This window comes from Streptomyces sp. NPDC052682, from assembly GCF_040678435.1.
Lineage (GTDB): Bacteria > Actinomycetota > Actinomycetes > Streptomycetales > Streptomycetaceae > Streptomyces.
The window spans coordinates 1-14,732 of sequence record NZ_JBFATS010000013.1 but is presented as its reverse complement, the minus strand read 5'-3'; the positions used below and the strand labels follow the sequence as shown (position 1 = coordinate 14,732).

Here is a 14,732-nt window from a genome sequence, read left to right as displayed (position 1 = left end):
TGCAACCTTCGCAAGGGATCGATGCACGTGACGCAACTGGACGGCCGCTCCGGCGGGCTGGACCTGAATCTGCTGGTCGCCCTCGACGTGCTGCTGGAGGAGCAGAGCGTGGGCGGTGCCGCCCGGCGGCTGCATCTGTCCGAACCCGCGATGAGCCGCACCCTCGGCCGGATCCGCAAGGCGCTCGGCGATCCGGTGCTGGTGCGGGCCGGGCGGCGGATGGTGCCGACACCGCACGCCCTGGCCGTACGGGCCGAGGTGAGCGCGGTGGTGGAGCGGGCCCGGGCGCTGTTCGCACCGGCCCGGGACGCGGACCTCAGCACGGTGAGCCGTACCCTCACGGTGCTGTGCCATGACACGCTCGCGGCCGCCTGCGGCCCGGCCCTGTTCACCCGCGCCGCCCGCGAGGCCCCCGGCATCCGGCTGCGCTTCCTCGCCGAGAGCCACGTGGACGCGCCCTTCCTGCGACAGGGCACCGCCGACCTGGAGGTCGGGGTGATCGACACCGTGGCGCCCGAGGTGCACGTGGAGACGCTGCACGAGGACCGGATGGTGGGCGTCGTACGGGCCGGACACCCGCTGCTGGAGGGGGAGCTGACGCCCGAGCGGTTCGCGTGCGAGGCCGATCACCTGGTCGTGTCGCGGCGGGGCAGGCTGCACGGGCCCGTCGACGAGGCCCTCGCCGCACTCGGTCTTGAGCGGCGGGTGGTGGGATCGGTGGGGACCTTCCCCGCCTCCCTCTTCGTCCTGCGGGACACCGACCTGACCGGCCTGATCAACGCCAGGAGCGGGCCGCTGGCGGCGGCGCTGGGCCTGGTCACCTTCGAGGTGCCCCTGCCGCTGCCGCCGCTGAGCGTCGGGCTGGCCTGGCACCCGCGCCACGACGCCGACCCCGCGCACGCCTGGCTGCGCGACGCGGTGCGCGGCATCCTCGCCGGCCCGCCGGGGCGCTGAGACGGGCCCCGCGACGCTCCCGCCTTCCGTTCAGAGGGTGATTTGCACTATTCGCCCGCATCTCCCGTGACCCAGCGCACTTTCGGCCATGGATTGCGCATGCAACGCCGACGCCCGGGCAGGCGAACTCGGTCTCCTTAAGTGACACAGATGTGACACAGGGGCGCTGAACAGGAACGGAAGGCAGTTACCGATCATGGCGGAAAGTACCGAACTTCAGGCGCGTGAAACCATCCACGCGGGGGGAAAGTGGCGAGCGGCCGTCTCCGGCGCCACGCGGGAGATTCTCGACCCCGCGGACGCCCTGCCGTTCGCCGTGGTCGCCGAAGGTGACGAGAAGGACACCGACCTGGCGGTCGCGGCCGCCCGGCGCGCCTTCGACGAGGGCCCGTGGCCGCACACGCCCGTCGCCGAGCGTGCCGCGCTGCTGCGCCGCGTCGCCGACCTGCTCGCGCGGGACCGGGAGCGGATCGGCCTGCTGGAGAGCCGGGACGCGGGCAAGACCGTCGAGGAGGGCCGGATCGACGTCGACTGCGTCGCCGACGCCTTCCGCTACTTCGCCGACCTGGTCGCGGGCGAGGCCCCCGGCCGGGTCGTGGACGCGGGCTCGCCCGACATCCACAGCGTCGTCGTGCACGAACCCGTCGGCGTGTGCGCGATGATCACTCCCTGGAACTACCCGCTGCTCCAGGCCAGCTGGAAGATCGCCCCCGCGCTCGCGGCCGGCAACACCTTCGTGATCAAGCCGAGCGAGATCACCCCGCTGACCACCGTCGCCCTCGTCGAGCTGCTGGTGGAGGCCGGGCTCCCCGAGGGCGTCGCCAACCTCGTCACCGGCCCCGGTCACACCGTCGGCGCCCGGCTCGCCGAGCACCCCGACGTCGACCTGATCTCCTTCACCGGCGGCCTGGCCAGCGGCACCAAGGTCGCCCAGGCCGCCGCCCCCAGCGTGAAGAAGGTCGCCCTCGAACTCGGCGGCAAGAACCCCAACGTCGTCTTCGCCGACGCCTGCGCCACCGACGAGGCCTTCGACACCGCCGTCGACCAGGCCCTCAACGCCGCCTTCATCCACAGCGGCCAGGTCTGCTCGGCCGGCGCGCGCCTGATCATCGAGGAATCCGTCCGCGACCGCTTCGTCGCCGAACTGGTCCGCAGGGCCCAGCGGATCCGCCTGGGCCGCGGCACCGAGGACGGCGTCGAGTGCGGCCCGCTCGTCTCCGAGCAGCACCGCGCCAAGGTCGAGGCGTACGTCGCCTCCGCACTCGAGGAGGGCGCCGTCCTGCGCTGCGGCGGCAAGCGCCCCGAGCCGTCCGCGCAGCGGCCGGCGAGCGGCTACTTCTACGAGCCGACCGTCCTCGACCACTGCCACCGCGAGATGCGGGTCGTGCGGGAGGAGGTCTTCGGACCGGTCCTCACCGTCGAGACCTTCCGCACCGAGGACGAGGCCGTCGCCCTCGCCAACGACACCGAGTACGGCCTGGCGGGCGCCGTGTGGACCACCGACGCCGGCCGTGCCCGCCGGGTCGCGGGCCGGCTGCGCCACGGCACCGTCTGGATCAACGACTTCCACCCCTACCTCCCGCAGGCGGAGTGGGGCGGCTTCGGCAAGAGCGGAGTGGGCCGTGAACTCGGCCCCGCCGGACTCGCCGAGTACCGCGAGACCAAGCACATCTACCAGAACCTCGCCCCCAAGCCGGTGCGCTGGTTCGCCGGCTGACCCCGTCAAGCCGGTGCCCCGGTGCGCCGGCTGCCCCCCGGCTCGCCGGCCGGCCCGCACCCGCCCGGCACGCCCCCACGCTTCCCCGCTCGATCCCCCCTGGAGAAGTACCCCATGCCCGAGACCACCCACGCGTACGACTACGTCGTCATAGGCGGCGGCACGGCAGGGTCCGTGATCGCCTCACGCCTCACCGAGAACCCGGACGTCACCGTCGCCGTCATCGAGGGCGGCCCCAGCGACGTCGGCCGCGACGACGTGCTGACCCTGCGCCGCTGGATGGGCCTGCTCGGCGGCGAGCTCGACTACGACTACCCCACCGTCGAGCAGCCCCGCGGCAACTCCCACATCCGGCACAGCCGCGCCCGCGTCCTGGGCGGCTGCTCCTCCCACAACACCCTCATCGCCTTCAAGCCGCTGCCGTCCGACTGGGACGAGTGGGAGGAGGCCGGCGCCAAGGGCTGGGGCGCGGTGCAGATGGAGGCGTACTACGCCCGGCTGCTGAACAACATCGTCCCGGTCGACGAGAAGGACCGCAACGCCATCGCCCGCGACTTCGTCGACGCCGCCCAGAAGGCGCTCGGCGTCCCCCGGATCGAGGGCTTCAACAAGAAGCCGTTCACCGAGGGCGTCGGCTTCTTCGACCTCGCCTACCACCCCGAGACCAACAAGCGCTCCTCGGCGTCGGTGGCGTACCTGCACCCGGTGATGGACGAGCGCGCCAACCTCCGCATCTACCTGGAGACCTGGGCGTACAAGCTGGAGCTGAACGGGCATCGCGCCGAGGGCGTCCACGTCCGCACCAAGGACGGCGAGGAGATCCTCGTCAAGGCCCGCAACGAGGTGGTGCTGTGCGCCGGCGCCATCGACTCGCCGCGTCTGCTGCTGCACTCGGGCATCGGCCCCCGCAAGGACCTTCAGGCGCTCGGCATCCCGGTCGTCCACGACCTGCCGGGCGTCGGCGAGAACCTGCTCGACCACCCCGAGTCGGTGATCGTCTGGGAGACGAACGGACCGATCCCCGAGAACTCCGCGATGGACTCCGACGCGGGCCTGTTCGTGCGCCGCGACCCCGAACACGCGGGCCCCGACCTGATGTTCCACTTCTACCAGATCCCCTTCACGGACAACCCGGAGCGACTGGGCTATGAGCGTCCGGAGTTCGGCGTCTCGATGACCCCGAACATCCCCAAGCCCAAGAGCCGCGGCCGGCTGTACCTGACCAGTGCCGACCCGGAGGTCAAGCCCGCGCTGGACTTCCGCTACTTCACCGACGAGGACGACTACGACGGCCGCACCCTCGTCGACGGCATCAAGATCGCCCGGGAGATCGCCCGGACCGAGCCGCTGGCCGGCTGGCTCAAGCGCGAGGTCTGCCCCGGCCCCGACATCACCGACGACGAGCAGCTCAGCGAGTACGCCCGCAAGGTCGCGCACACCGTGTACCACCCGGCGGGCACCTGCAAGATGGGCGCGGCCGACGACGAACTGGCCGTGGTCGACCCCGAGTTGCGCATCCGCGGCCTGGAGGGCATCCGCATCGCCGACGCCTCCGTGTTCCCGACCATGACCGCCGTGAACCCGATGATCGGAGTGCTCATGGTCGGGGAGAAGGCCGCCGACCTGATCGGTGGTGGTGCGCGATGACCACGACGATCCAGGCTCCCGCGACCACCTCCGTCTTCTCCGTCGAGGGACTGTGGAAGGTCTTCGGCCCGAAGGCCGACCGCATCCCCGGCGACCCCGAGCTGGCCGCCCTCGACCCCGCCGAGCTGCGCGCCCGGACCGGCTGCACGGCCGCCGTGCGGGACGTGACCTTCGACGTGCGCAAGGGCGAGGTCTTCGTCGTCATGGGCCTGTCCGGCTCCGGCAAGTCCACCCTGGTGCGCTGTCTGACCCGGCTCATCGAGCCGACCGCGGGCAGCATCTGCATCGACGGCGAGGACGTCCGCGCCATGGACCGCTCCCGCCTGCGCGAACTGCGCCGGCACCGCGCCGCGATGGTCTTCCAGCACTTCGGCCTGCTCCCGCACCGCACGGTCCTCGACAACGTCGCCTACGGCCTGGAGATCCAGGGCGTGTCCAAGGCCGAGCGGCGCGAGAAGGCCGCCGAGATCATCGCCAAGGTCGGCCTGGAGGGCATGGAGCAGCGCCGCCCCGGCCAGCTCTCCGGCGGCCAGCGCCAGCGCGTCGGCCTGGCCCGCGCGCTCGCCGTCGACCCCGAGGTGCTGCTGTTCGACGAGCCGTTCAGCGCGCTCGACCCGCTGATCCGGCGCGACATGCAGGAGGAGGTCGTCCGGCTGCACCGCGAGGAGGGCCGCACGATGGTCTTCATCACCCACGACCTCAACGAGGCCCTGAAGCTGGGCGACCGCATCGCCCTGATGCGCGACGGCCGCGTGGTGCAGCTCGGCACGCCCGAGGAGATCGTCGGCTCGCCCGCCGACGACTACGTCCGCGAGTTCGTCCGTGACGTGCCGCGCGAGCAGGTCATGTCCGTCCGTACGGCCATGCGCCGCGCGACGGCGGACGAGGCGGGCAGCGGACCGGCGGTCCGTCCCGACGCGACCGTCTCCGAGGCGATCGAGGCGGTGGCCCGGGCCGGTGCCCCGGCCCGCGTGGTGGACGAGGGCCGCTGCCTGGGCGTGGTGGACTCCGACGCGCTGCTGGAGGTCGTGGCCGGCACCACGGCGGACCCGGCCCCGGGCAACGGTGCCGCACCGGCGCCCGCCCCGCGGACGCCGGCACCCGCCCCGCGCGGGGCGGCCTCCCGGCGCGACCCCGACACGAGCGGGGAGCTGGTCTGATGGCAACCGTCACCGCCTCCGCCCTGCGGCTGAGCCCGCCGGGCGTCCTGAAGAACCGGGCCGTCCGCAAGCTGCTGGTCCTCGCGGCCGTCGCCGCGGTCCTGGTGCCGCTCGCCCACGCCCGCTGGGCCGGCAGCGCCTGGCCGAGCGCCCTGACCGTGGACGTCTCCAAGCCCCTCGCCACGGCCAGCGACTGGATCATCGACAACCGGGACAGCCACCCGCTGTTCCTGTACTTCTTCGGCCACATCAGCAACGCGGTCGTCATCTCCGTACGGGCCGTCTACCTCACCCTGCTCGCCGCGGGCTGGGCCGGCGTCACGGCGCTCGGCGCCCTCGTCGCCTGGCGGGTGGCCGGAGTGCGGCTCGCGCTCGGCACGGCCGTCGCGTTCCTCGCCTGCGGCGCGCTCGGCATGTGGGTGCCGACCATGCAGACGCTCGCCCTGATGGTGGTCGCGGTCGTCGCCTCGGTGGCCGTCGGCGCCCTGCTGGGACTGGCCGCCGGGCTGTCCGACCGCATGGACCGCGCCCTGCGCCCGGTCCTGGACACCATGCAGGTGCTGCCTGCCTTCGCCTACCTGCTCCCCGTCGTGCTGGTCTTCGGCATCGGCGTCCCGGCGGCCGTCCTGGCCACCGTCATCTACGCCGCCCCGCCGATGGCCCGGCTCACCGCGCTCGGCCTGCGCGGTGCCGACAAGGAGGTGCTGGAGGCGGTCGAGTCGCTGGGCGCCACCGCCCGCCAGCGGCTGCTGACCGCCCGGATCCCGCTGGCCCGCAAGGAGCTCCTGCTCGGCGTCAACCAGACGATCATGATGGCGCTGTCGATGGCGGTCATCGCGTCGGTCATCGGCGCGGGCGGCCTCGGTGACCGCGTCTACCAGGCCCTCGCCTCGGTCGACGTGGGCGCCGCGCTCGCCGCCGGTATCCCGATCGTGCTGCTCGCCGTCGTCCTGGACCGGGTGACGGGCGCGGCGGGGGAACGGCTCGGCGCGGACCCCGAGCCCCGCAGCGGCCTGCGCTGGCTGGCGGCCCTGGCCGCCGTCGTCGCCGTGGCGGTCGCGGGGCGCCTGACGGGCCGCCTCGACTGGCCCGACACCTGGACGGTCGGCATCGCCGAGCCGGTCAACCGGGCCGTCGACTGGATGACCGCCCACCTGTACTCGGGCGTCCCCGTGGTCGGCGGTACGGCCGACTGGGCGGGCCGCTTCACCACCTGGGTCCTGGACCCGGTCCGCGGCGGCCTGCAGTGGCTGCCCTGGTGGTCGGTGCTGCTGATCGTCGCCGCCCTGGCCTGGCTGATCGGCACCTGGCGCACCGCGCTCACCGCTGTCCTCGCCATGGCCGCGATCGGCGTGCTCGGCGTGTGGAAGCCGTCCCTCGACACCCTCTCGCAGGTGCTCGCCGCCGTCGCCGTCACCCTGGTCGTCGGCTTCGCCACCGGCGTGGCCGCGGCCCGCAGCGACCGCTTCGAGCGTCTGCTGCGGCCCGTGCTGGACGTGTTCCAGACGATGCCGCAGTTCGTGTACCTGATCCCGGTCGTCGCCCTGTTCGGCGTCGGCCGCGCCCCGGCCGTCGCGGCCGCGATCGTGTACGCCCTGCCGGCCGTCGTCCGCATCACCGCGCAGGGCCTGCGCCAGGTCGACCCGGCCGCCCTGGAGTCCTCCCGCTCGCTGGGCGCCACCCCCTGGCAGCAGCTGCGCCAGGTCCAGCTGCCGCTGGCCCGCCCCGCCCTGCTGCTCGCCGTCAACCAGGGCGTGGTCCTCGTCCTCGCCGTCGTCATCATCGGCGGCCTGGTCGGCGGGGGCGCGCTCGGCTACGACGTCGTCTTCGGCCTCGCCCAGGGCGACCTGGCGACCGGTCTGGTGGCCGGCGCGGCGATCGTCTGCCTGGGCCTGATGCTCGACCGGGTGACCCAGCCGACCGAACGCCGTGCGAAGAAGGGAGCGTGACATGCGACGCCGTACGACCGCCGTCGCGGGCGGCCTGTCCCTTCTGCTGCTGAGCGGCTGCGGTGCCGCCGACATGACCAAGCAGGCATCGCCGTTCGCCAACGCGCAGGGCGCGAAGACCGTGACCCTGTCCGTGCAGTCCTGGGTGGGCGCCCAGGCCAACGTGGCCGTCGCCGAGTACGTGCTGGAGCACGAGCTCGGCTACCGCGTCGACACCGTCCAGGTCGACGAGGTGCCCGCCTGGGACGCGCTCAGCCAGGGACGGGTCGACGCGATCCTGGAGGACTGGGGCCACCCCGACCAGGAGAAGCGGTACGTCCAGGACAAGAAGACCATCGCCCGCGGCGGCGGCCTGGGCGTCACCGGGCACATCGGCTGGTTCGTGCCGACGTACCTCGCCAAGAAGTACCCGGACATCACGAACTGGAAGAACCTCGACAAGTACGCGCACCTGTTCCGCACCGCCGAGAGCGGCGACAAGGGCCAGCTGATGGACGGCTCCCCGTCCTACGTCACCAACGACAAGGCGCTGGTGAAGAACCTCAAGCTGGACTACCAGGTCGTCTTCGCCGGGTCGGAGGCCGCGCAGATCACCCAGATCAGGCAGTTCGCGAAGGAGAAGAAGCCCTTCCTGACCTACTGGTACGAGCCGCAGTGGCTGTTCAAGAAGGTCCCCATGACCGAGGTCAAGCTGCCGCCCTACAAGGAGGGGTGCGACGCGGACCCGGAGAAGGTCGCCTGCGCCTATCCGCACACCCCGCTGCAGAAGTACCTCAACGCGGACTTCGCGAAGAAGGGCGGCAAGGCGGCGGCCTTCCTGAAGAAGTTCCGGTGGACGACCGAGGACCAGAACGAGGTCTCCCTGATGATCGCCGACCAGAAGCTGACACCGGAGCAGGCGGCGAAGAAGTGGGTGGACAGCCACGCCTCCACGTGGAAGAAGTGGCTGTCCTGAGCCCTACTTCGGCAGGCCTGCCGCGATCTCCCGCAGCGCCGCGGCCGCCCGGCGCTGCAGCCCCGGTCCGAACGTGATCCGGGTGGCCCCCCGCTCGCCCAGCCCGGCGGGCGAGGGGCCTTCGCCGTCCAGCCGGGCCAACGCGTTGAGCGGCCCCTGGATCCCGGCGCGCAGCACGGGCAGGACGTCCGGCGGGGCGCCGATCGGGTAGACGCAGTCGGCGCCCGCCGCCACGTACAGCGCGGCCCGCTCGACGGCGCGCTCCGGGTCGGCGACCCCGCGCACGAACGTGTCGACGCGCGCGTTGACGAAGAGCTGGTCGCCGGCCTCGGCCTTCACCTCGGCGAGCCAGTCGGCGTGCGCCCGCGGGTCCTTGAGCACCCCGCCGGCGGAGTCCTCCAGGTTGCAGCCCACGGCGCCCGCCTCCAGCAGCCGCTCCACCAGTTCCTTGGGAGCCAGCCCGTACCCGCTCTCCACGTCCGCCGACACCGGCACCTCCACGGCCCGCACGATCCGGGCGACCGCCGCGAACATCTCGTCGGCCGGGGTGTGCCCGTCCTCGTACCCGAGGGAGGCGGCGACCCCCGCGCTGGGCGTCGCCAGCGCCGGGAACCCGGACTCCTGGAACACTCTGGCACTGGCCGCGTCCCAGGGGCCCGGCAGGACCAGCGGGTCACCGGGCGGGCGATCGTGGTGGAGACTGCGGAAGGCTTCGGCCTTGTTCACAGGGTGTCACCTCCGGGTGGGATGCGGCGGCCGTCCCTGCGCCGTCCGCGCCTCACGCGTACTGTCCCGGCTGGTAGTGCCCGGGCGTCATACGGCAGGTCACCCCGAACCGGTTCCAGGCGTTGATCACCGTGATCGCGGAGATCAGGTGGGCCAGCTCGGTGTCGTCGAAGTGCCGGGCGGCCCGCTCGTACACCTCGTCCGGCACGAAACCGTCCGTCAGCACGGTCACGGCCTCCGTCAGCTCCAGCGCCGCGAGCTCCTTCCCGGTGTAGAAGTGCCGTGACTCCTCCCAGGCGCTGAGCTGCACGATCCGCTCCACGCTCTCGCCCGCCGCGAGGGCGTCCTTGGTGTGCATGTCGAGGCAGAAGGCGCAGCGGTTGAGCTGGGAGGCGCGGATCTTCACCAGCTCGTACAGCACCGGGTCGAGGCCCTGCCGGGCCGCCGAGTCGAGCCGGATCATCGCCTTGTAGACGTCGGGGACGAGCTTGGCCCACTCAAGGCGCGGGGCCGGTTCGGGGGCGTATGCCGTGGCCTGTCCGGTCTGTTCCGTGTCGATGGTCATGCCCTCGACCCTAGGAGCCAAGCAGCCCAGGAGTATGGTCCATTTCCATGGCGGAAGCGTGGGCCACTCACGGCGTCGACCTGCACCTCGAACCGAGCGGTCCCGGCCTGCGCCGCGGCCTGACCGACGCCCTGCGCGAGGCGGTCCGCTCCGGCCGGCTGGCCCCCGGCACGCGGCTGCCGTCCTCCCGCGCGCTCGCCGCCGACCTCGGCATCGCCCGCAACACGGTCGCCGACGCCTACGCCGACCTGGTCGCGGAGGGCTGGCTGACGGCCCGCCAGGGCTCGGGCACCCGGGTCGCCGACCGTGCCGCGCCCCGGCCGCCCGCCCGGCCCGCCGGTCCGCGCCGCACGCCGGGCCGGCTCCCCTACAGCCTCGTCCCCGGCACCCCCGACCTCGCCTCCTTCCCGCGCGCCGCATGGCTCAGGGCCGCCCGCCGCGCCCTGGCCGCCGCCCCGAACGACGCCCTCGGCTACGGCGATCCCCGCGGCCGCCCGGAACTGCGCACCGCGCTCGCGGGCTACCTCGCCCGGGTGCGGGGGGTGCGTGCCGACCCCGGCCACATCGTCGTCTGCTCCGGCTTCGCGCACGGCCTGAAGCTGCTCGGCGAGACACTGCGCGCCCGCGGCGCCCGCACCCTGGCCGTCGAACCGTACGGCCTGGACGTGCACTGGGACCTGCTGCACCGCACCGGCCTGCGCACCGAGCCGCTGCCGAACGACGCACTCGGGCCGCGCACCGGCGACCTGGGCGACGTACCGGCCGTCCTGCTCAACCCGGCGCACCAGTTCCCGAGAGGCGGCGCCCTGCGCCCCGAGCGCCGCGCCGCCGCCGTCGACTGGGCGCGCCGCACCGGCGGGCTGATCCTGGAGGACGACTACGACGGGGAGTTCCGCTACGACCGCCAGCCCGTGGGCGCCCTGCAGGACCTCGACCCGGACCACGTGGTGTACCTGGGCACGGCCAGCAAGTCCCTCGCCCCGGGCCTGCGCCTGGGCTGGATGGTCCTGCCGCCGTCGCTCGTGCCGGAGGTCACCCGGCTCGGCGGCGGCTACTCACCGGGCGTCCTCGACCAGCTGACCCTCGCCGAGTTCCTCACCTCCGGCGCCTACGACCGCCACGTCCGCGCCGCCCGGCTGCGCTACCGGCGCCGCCGCGACGCCCTCGTCGCCGCCCTGGCGACCCGGGCACCGGACGTACAGGTCGGCGGCATCGCGGCCGGCCTGCACGCCGTGCTGCACCTGCCGCCCGGCAGCGAACAGTCCGTGGTGCAGGCGGCCGCCTGGCAGGGCCTGGCCGTCCACGGCCTGTCCCGCTACCGCCACCCCCGTGCCACGGCACCCGCCGAGGACGCCCTGGTCGTCGGCTACGGCACCCCACCGGACCACGCCTGGGCGGGAACACTGGAGGCGCTGTGCAAGGCACTGCCGTGACCACCAGGCGGCCACCGCCGGAAGACGGCCCACCCCTCCCGCCGGCCCCGTCGCCGCCGCCGTCCGCGCGGCCCTCGCCTGGAACACCGTCGCGGAGCCGCAACAGACCGCCGCACCAAGGGCGCATACCCTTCCAAAGAGCACAAACCGACGGCAGGGGAGGGGATGCGGACAGGGGGCACCTGCGGGCAGACTCTCACCGATCTCTAGGCTGGCCGCTCGCCACACCACACAAGGGGGAGACACGGACATGGCGGAAACACGGCCCCGGCGGCTGCGCTCGAGCACGGTGGTGCTGGGCAGCATGGGAGTCCTCGCGGCGGCCCTGACCTCCTGCGGCTCCGAGCCGGACCGCCGCTGCGTGGACCGGGACAGCTACGACTACCTCAACGGCTACAAGATCGTCGCCGACCGGAACTGCAAGTCCGGCTCCTCCGGCGGCTCCTCCTACGGCAAGGGCCGCAAGAAGACCGGCACGGGCCGCGGCGTGGACGCGGCCTGGTACTACGACGCCGACATCGACGGCGGCTACGCCGACGACGGCACCTTCAGCCGCAGCGAGGCCGTCGACCGCGGCGGCTTCGGCTGCGACGGCTCCGGCTCCTCCGGCGGCTGAGCGGGCGCAGCCGGATGGAACGCCGCACCATCGACCCCCGCCCCGGCTGGCAGCGGACCGTCGAGGAACAGGGCCTCGTCTACCCCCTCACCCGCTACCCCGACGGCTCGCTGCGCCCCTACTGGGACGAGAGCGCCTACTACGTCTTCAGCCTGCCCGAGGTGGAGGCGCTGGAGGAGGCCGTCGAGGAACTGCACCGCATGTGCCTGGCCGCCGCCGAGCACATCGTCACCCACGACCGCTTCGCCGACCTCGGCATCACCGACGCCCGGGTGGCCCGGGCGGTCGCCGAGGCCTGGCACCGCCGCGCCGAACTCCCCTCCGTCTACGGCCGCTTCGACCTGCGCTACGACGGCACCGGCCCGGCCAAGCTGCTGGAGTACAACGCCGACACCCCCACCTCCCTCGTCGAGGCGGCCTCCCCGCAGTGGTTCTGGATGGAGGAGCGCTTCCCCGGCGCCGACCAGTGGAACTCCCTGCACGAACGCCTCATCGACGCCTGGAAGAAGCAGTCCGCCCTCCTCCCGCCCGGCAGCCCCCTGTACTTCGCGTACTCGGAGGCCGACGAACTCGGCGAGGACCTGATGACGGTCGCCTACCTCAAGGAGACCGCCGAGCAGGCCGGCCTGCCCACCGAGTGGATCTCCATGGAGGAGATCGGCTGGGACCGCCTCTCCGGCCGCTTCGTCGACACCCGGCTGCGCTTCATCCGCAGCGTCTTCAAGCTCTACCCCTGGGAGTGGCTGACCACCGACCGTTTCGCCGGCCACGTCCTCGACACCCTCGACAACGGCGGCGGCACCGGCACCACCCTGTGGATCGAGCCCGCCTGGAAGATGCTGCTGAGCAACAAGGCCCTGCTGGCGATCCTCTGGGAGCTCTACCCGGGCCACCCGAACCTGCTGCCCGCCTACCTCGACGGCCCCCGCGAGCTGTCCCGGACGACGGGCTGGGTCGCCAAGCCCCTGCTGGGCCGCGAGGGCGCGGGCGTGACCGTCCACGAGCCGGGCACCGATCCCGTCGTCCGCGACGAGCCCTGCTGCTACCAGGAACTGGCCCCCCTGCCCGACTTCGACGGCAACCGCGTGGTCCTCGGCGCGTGGGTGGTGGAGAACGAGTCGGCGGGCCTGGGCATCCGCGAGTCCTCGGGCCTGGTGACGGACGAGTACGCCCGTTTCCTGCCGCACGTCATCCTGTGAGGGGACCGGCCACGAGGAGCCCGTGGCCCGTATGCCGGACACCGGCCCACGGCACTGCGTGCCACCCGGTAGGCTGATCCACGGGCCGTGACTGGCGCGCTGGGATGGGACCGACCATCGGGAAGCGGCCCCCGGACCCGCTACGCCGGGGCCGGCACTGTGCCGTGCGCCTGGGCCGTACCGTGAACGCTGAACGCAACGTCCGGAGGTCCCCATGTCAGCAGAGCTCTCTCCCGCCACCACCGCCTACCGCGCCGCCCTCGACGTGATCCGCGCCGTCGAGCCCCGGGTGGCCGAGGCCATCGGCCAGGAGGTCTCCGACCAGCGCGAGATGCTCAAGCTGATCGCCTCCGAGAACTACGCCTCCCCGGCCACCCTCCTGGCGATGGGCAACTGGTTCAGCGACAAGTACGCCGAGGGCACCGTCGGCCGCCGCTTCTACGCCGGCTGCCGCAACGTCGACACCGTCGAGTCCCTCGCCGCCGAGCACGCCCGCGAACTGTTCGGCGCCCGCCACGCCTACGTCCAGCCGCACTCCGGCATCGACGCCAACCTGGTCGCCTTCTGGGCCGTCCTCGCCGACCGGGTCGAGGCCCCCTTCCTGGAGAAGACCGGCGTCCGCCAGATCAACGACCTGACCGAGGCCGACTGGGCCGAGCTGCGCCAGGCCTTCGGCAACCAGCGCATGCTCGGCATGTCCCTGGACGCGGGCGGCCACCTCACCCACGGCTTCCGCCCGAACATCTCCGGCAAGATGTTCGATCAGCGCTCCTACGGCACCGACCCGGCCACCGGCCTGATCGACTACGACGCCCTGCGCGCCCAGGCCCGTGAGTTCAAGCCGCTGATCATCGTGGCGGGCTACTCCGCCTACCCCCGTCTGGTGAACTTCCGCATCATGCGCGAGATCGCCGACGAGGTCGGCGCCACGCTCATGGTCGACATGGCCCACTTCGCCGGCCTGGTCGCCGGCAAGGTCCTCACCGGCGACTTCGACCCGGTCCCGCACGCCCAGATCGTCACCACGACCACCCACAAGTCGCTGCGCGGCCCGCGCGGCGGCATGGTGCTGTGCGACGACTCCCTCAAGGACCAGGTCGACCGCGGCTGCCCGATGGTCCTCGGCGGCCCGCTCCCGCACGTCATGGCCGCCAAGGCCGTCGCCCTCGCCGAGGCCCGGCAGCCCTCCTTCCAGGACTACGCCCAGCGCATCGTCGACAACTCCCGCGCCCTGGCCGAGGGCCTGATGCGCCGCGGCGCCACCCTCGTCACCGGCGGCACCGACAACCACCTCAACCTGATCGATGTCGCCACCTCCTACGGCCTCACCGGCCGTCAGGCCGAGGCCGCCCTGCTCGAGTCCGGCATCGTCACCAACCGCAACGCGATCCCGGCCGACCCCAACGGCGCCTGGTACACCTCCGGCATCCGCATCGGCACCCCCGCCCTGACCACCCGGGGCCTGGGCACCGCCGAGATGGACGAGATCGCGGCCCTCATCGACCGCGTCCTGACCACCACCGAGCCCGGCACCACCAAGTCGGGCGCGCCGTCCAAGGCGGCCCACGTCTTGGACGAGAAGGTGGCGCAGGAGATCGCCCAGCGGGCGACGGACCTGGTGGCGGGCTTCCCGCTGTACCCGGAGATCGACCTCGGCTGACGACCCGGCGACGGCCCCGGCAGCAGAGCTACCCGTCGATGAGCTCCTGCCGCGGCGGGCCGGGCCGCCGGCCCCGGCGCCCGCCCCCGCACAAGACACAGGACCCCGCCCACCCCCGAAGAGCAAGAAAACCCACAAAAAAAAAAAAAAA

At 72.9% G+C, this 14,732-nt stretch carries 12 protein-coding genes; 10 read left to right on the top strand and 2 right to left on the bottom strand.

Annotated features, from left to right (window positions below; translation table 11 throughout):
- Positions 1-21 precede the first annotated feature (21 nt).
- The 6 genes from AB0K80_RS21295 to AB0K80_RS21270 all read left to right on the top strand — a co-directional run bounded on the left by AB0K80_RS21295 (position 22) and on the right by AB0K80_RS21270 (position 8,382).
- Positions 22-954, top strand: coding sequence for a LysR family transcriptional regulator (locus AB0K80_RS21295; protein ID WP_365671887.1), 933 nt, complete (start codon positions 22-24; stop codon positions 952-954).
- 196 nt (positions 955-1,150) lie between these two features.
- Positions 1,151-2,671 carry an aldehyde dehydrogenase family protein gene (locus AB0K80_RS21290; protein ID WP_365671886.1) on the top strand — a complete coding sequence of 507 codons (1,521 nt, stop codon included), beginning with the start codon at positions 1,151-1,153 and terminating at the stop codon, positions 2,669-2,671.
- Between the two features lie 114 nt (positions 2,672-2,785).
- Positions 2,786-4,318: a GMC oxidoreductase gene (locus tag AB0K80_RS21285; protein ID WP_365671884.1), complete on the top strand. Its 1,533-nt coding sequence runs from the start codon at positions 2,786-2,788 to the stop codon at positions 4,316-4,318.
- Complete coding sequence (locus tag AB0K80_RS21280; RefSeq protein ID WP_365671882.1) at positions 4,315-5,478, top strand: glycine betaine/L-proline ABC transporter ATP-binding protein; 1,164 nt, start codon at positions 4,315-4,317, stop codon at positions 5,476-5,478. The genes AB0K80_RS21285 and AB0K80_RS21280 overlap by 4 nt, the downstream gene beginning before the upstream one ends.
- Positions 5,478-7,427, top strand: a complete 1,950-nt coding sequence (locus AB0K80_RS21275; protein WP_365671881.1) for an ABC transporter permease subunit — start codon at positions 5,478-5,480, stop codon at positions 7,425-7,427. The genes AB0K80_RS21280 and AB0K80_RS21275 overlap by 1 nt, the downstream gene beginning before the upstream one ends.
- A 1-nt stretch (position 7,428) precedes the next feature.
- Entirely contained in the window at positions 7,429-8,382 is a 954-nt protein-coding gene (locus AB0K80_RS21270) for an ABC transporter substrate-binding protein (protein WP_365671880.1), read from the top strand.
- Positions 8,383-8,385: 3 nt separating this feature from the next.
- Here the strand turns inward: AB0K80_RS21270 and AB0K80_RS21265 are convergent, their stop codons facing one another.
- Together AB0K80_RS21265 and AB0K80_RS21260 are read right to left on the bottom strand one after the other, a co-directional pair.
- Positions 8,386-9,108, bottom strand: coding sequence for an isocitrate lyase/phosphoenolpyruvate mutase family protein (locus AB0K80_RS21265; RefSeq protein ID WP_365671878.1), 723 nt, complete (start codon positions 9,106-9,108; stop codon positions 8,386-8,388).
- A gap of 52 nt (positions 9,109-9,160) precedes the next feature.
- Positions 9,161-9,673 (bottom strand): carboxymuconolactone decarboxylase family protein, encoded by a 513-nt coding sequence (locus AB0K80_RS21260; RefSeq protein WP_365671876.1) that lies wholly within the window; start codon positions 9,671-9,673, stop codon positions 9,161-9,163.
- Positions 9,674-9,720: 47 nt separating this feature from the next.
- Here AB0K80_RS21260 and AB0K80_RS21255 point away from each other — a divergent pair, with 47 nt between their 5' ends.
- From AB0K80_RS21255 to AB0K80_RS21240, 4 genes are all read left to right on the top strand, one after another.
- Positions 9,721-11,106, top strand: coding sequence for a PLP-dependent aminotransferase family protein (locus AB0K80_RS21255; RefSeq protein WP_365671874.1), 1,386 nt, complete (start codon positions 9,721-9,723; stop codon positions 11,104-11,106).
- 250 nt (positions 11,107-11,356) lie between these two features.
- Positions 11,357-11,722 (top strand): hypothetical protein, encoded by a 366-nt coding sequence (locus AB0K80_RS21250; protein ID WP_365671873.1) that lies wholly within the window; start codon positions 11,357-11,359, stop codon positions 11,720-11,722.
- 14 nt (positions 11,723-11,736) lie between these two features.
- Positions 11,737-12,921, top strand: a complete 1,185-nt coding sequence (locus tag AB0K80_RS21245; protein ID WP_365671871.1) for a glutathionylspermidine synthase family protein — start codon at positions 11,737-11,739, stop codon at positions 12,919-12,921.
- A 214-nt stretch (positions 12,922-13,135) separates the two neighbouring features.
- Positions 13,136-14,581 carry a glycine hydroxymethyltransferase gene (locus AB0K80_RS21240; protein ID WP_365671870.1) on the top strand — a complete coding sequence of 482 codons (1,446 nt, stop codon included), beginning with the start codon at positions 13,136-13,138 and terminating at the stop codon, positions 14,579-14,581.
- Positions 14,582-14,732 lie beyond the last annotated feature (151 nt).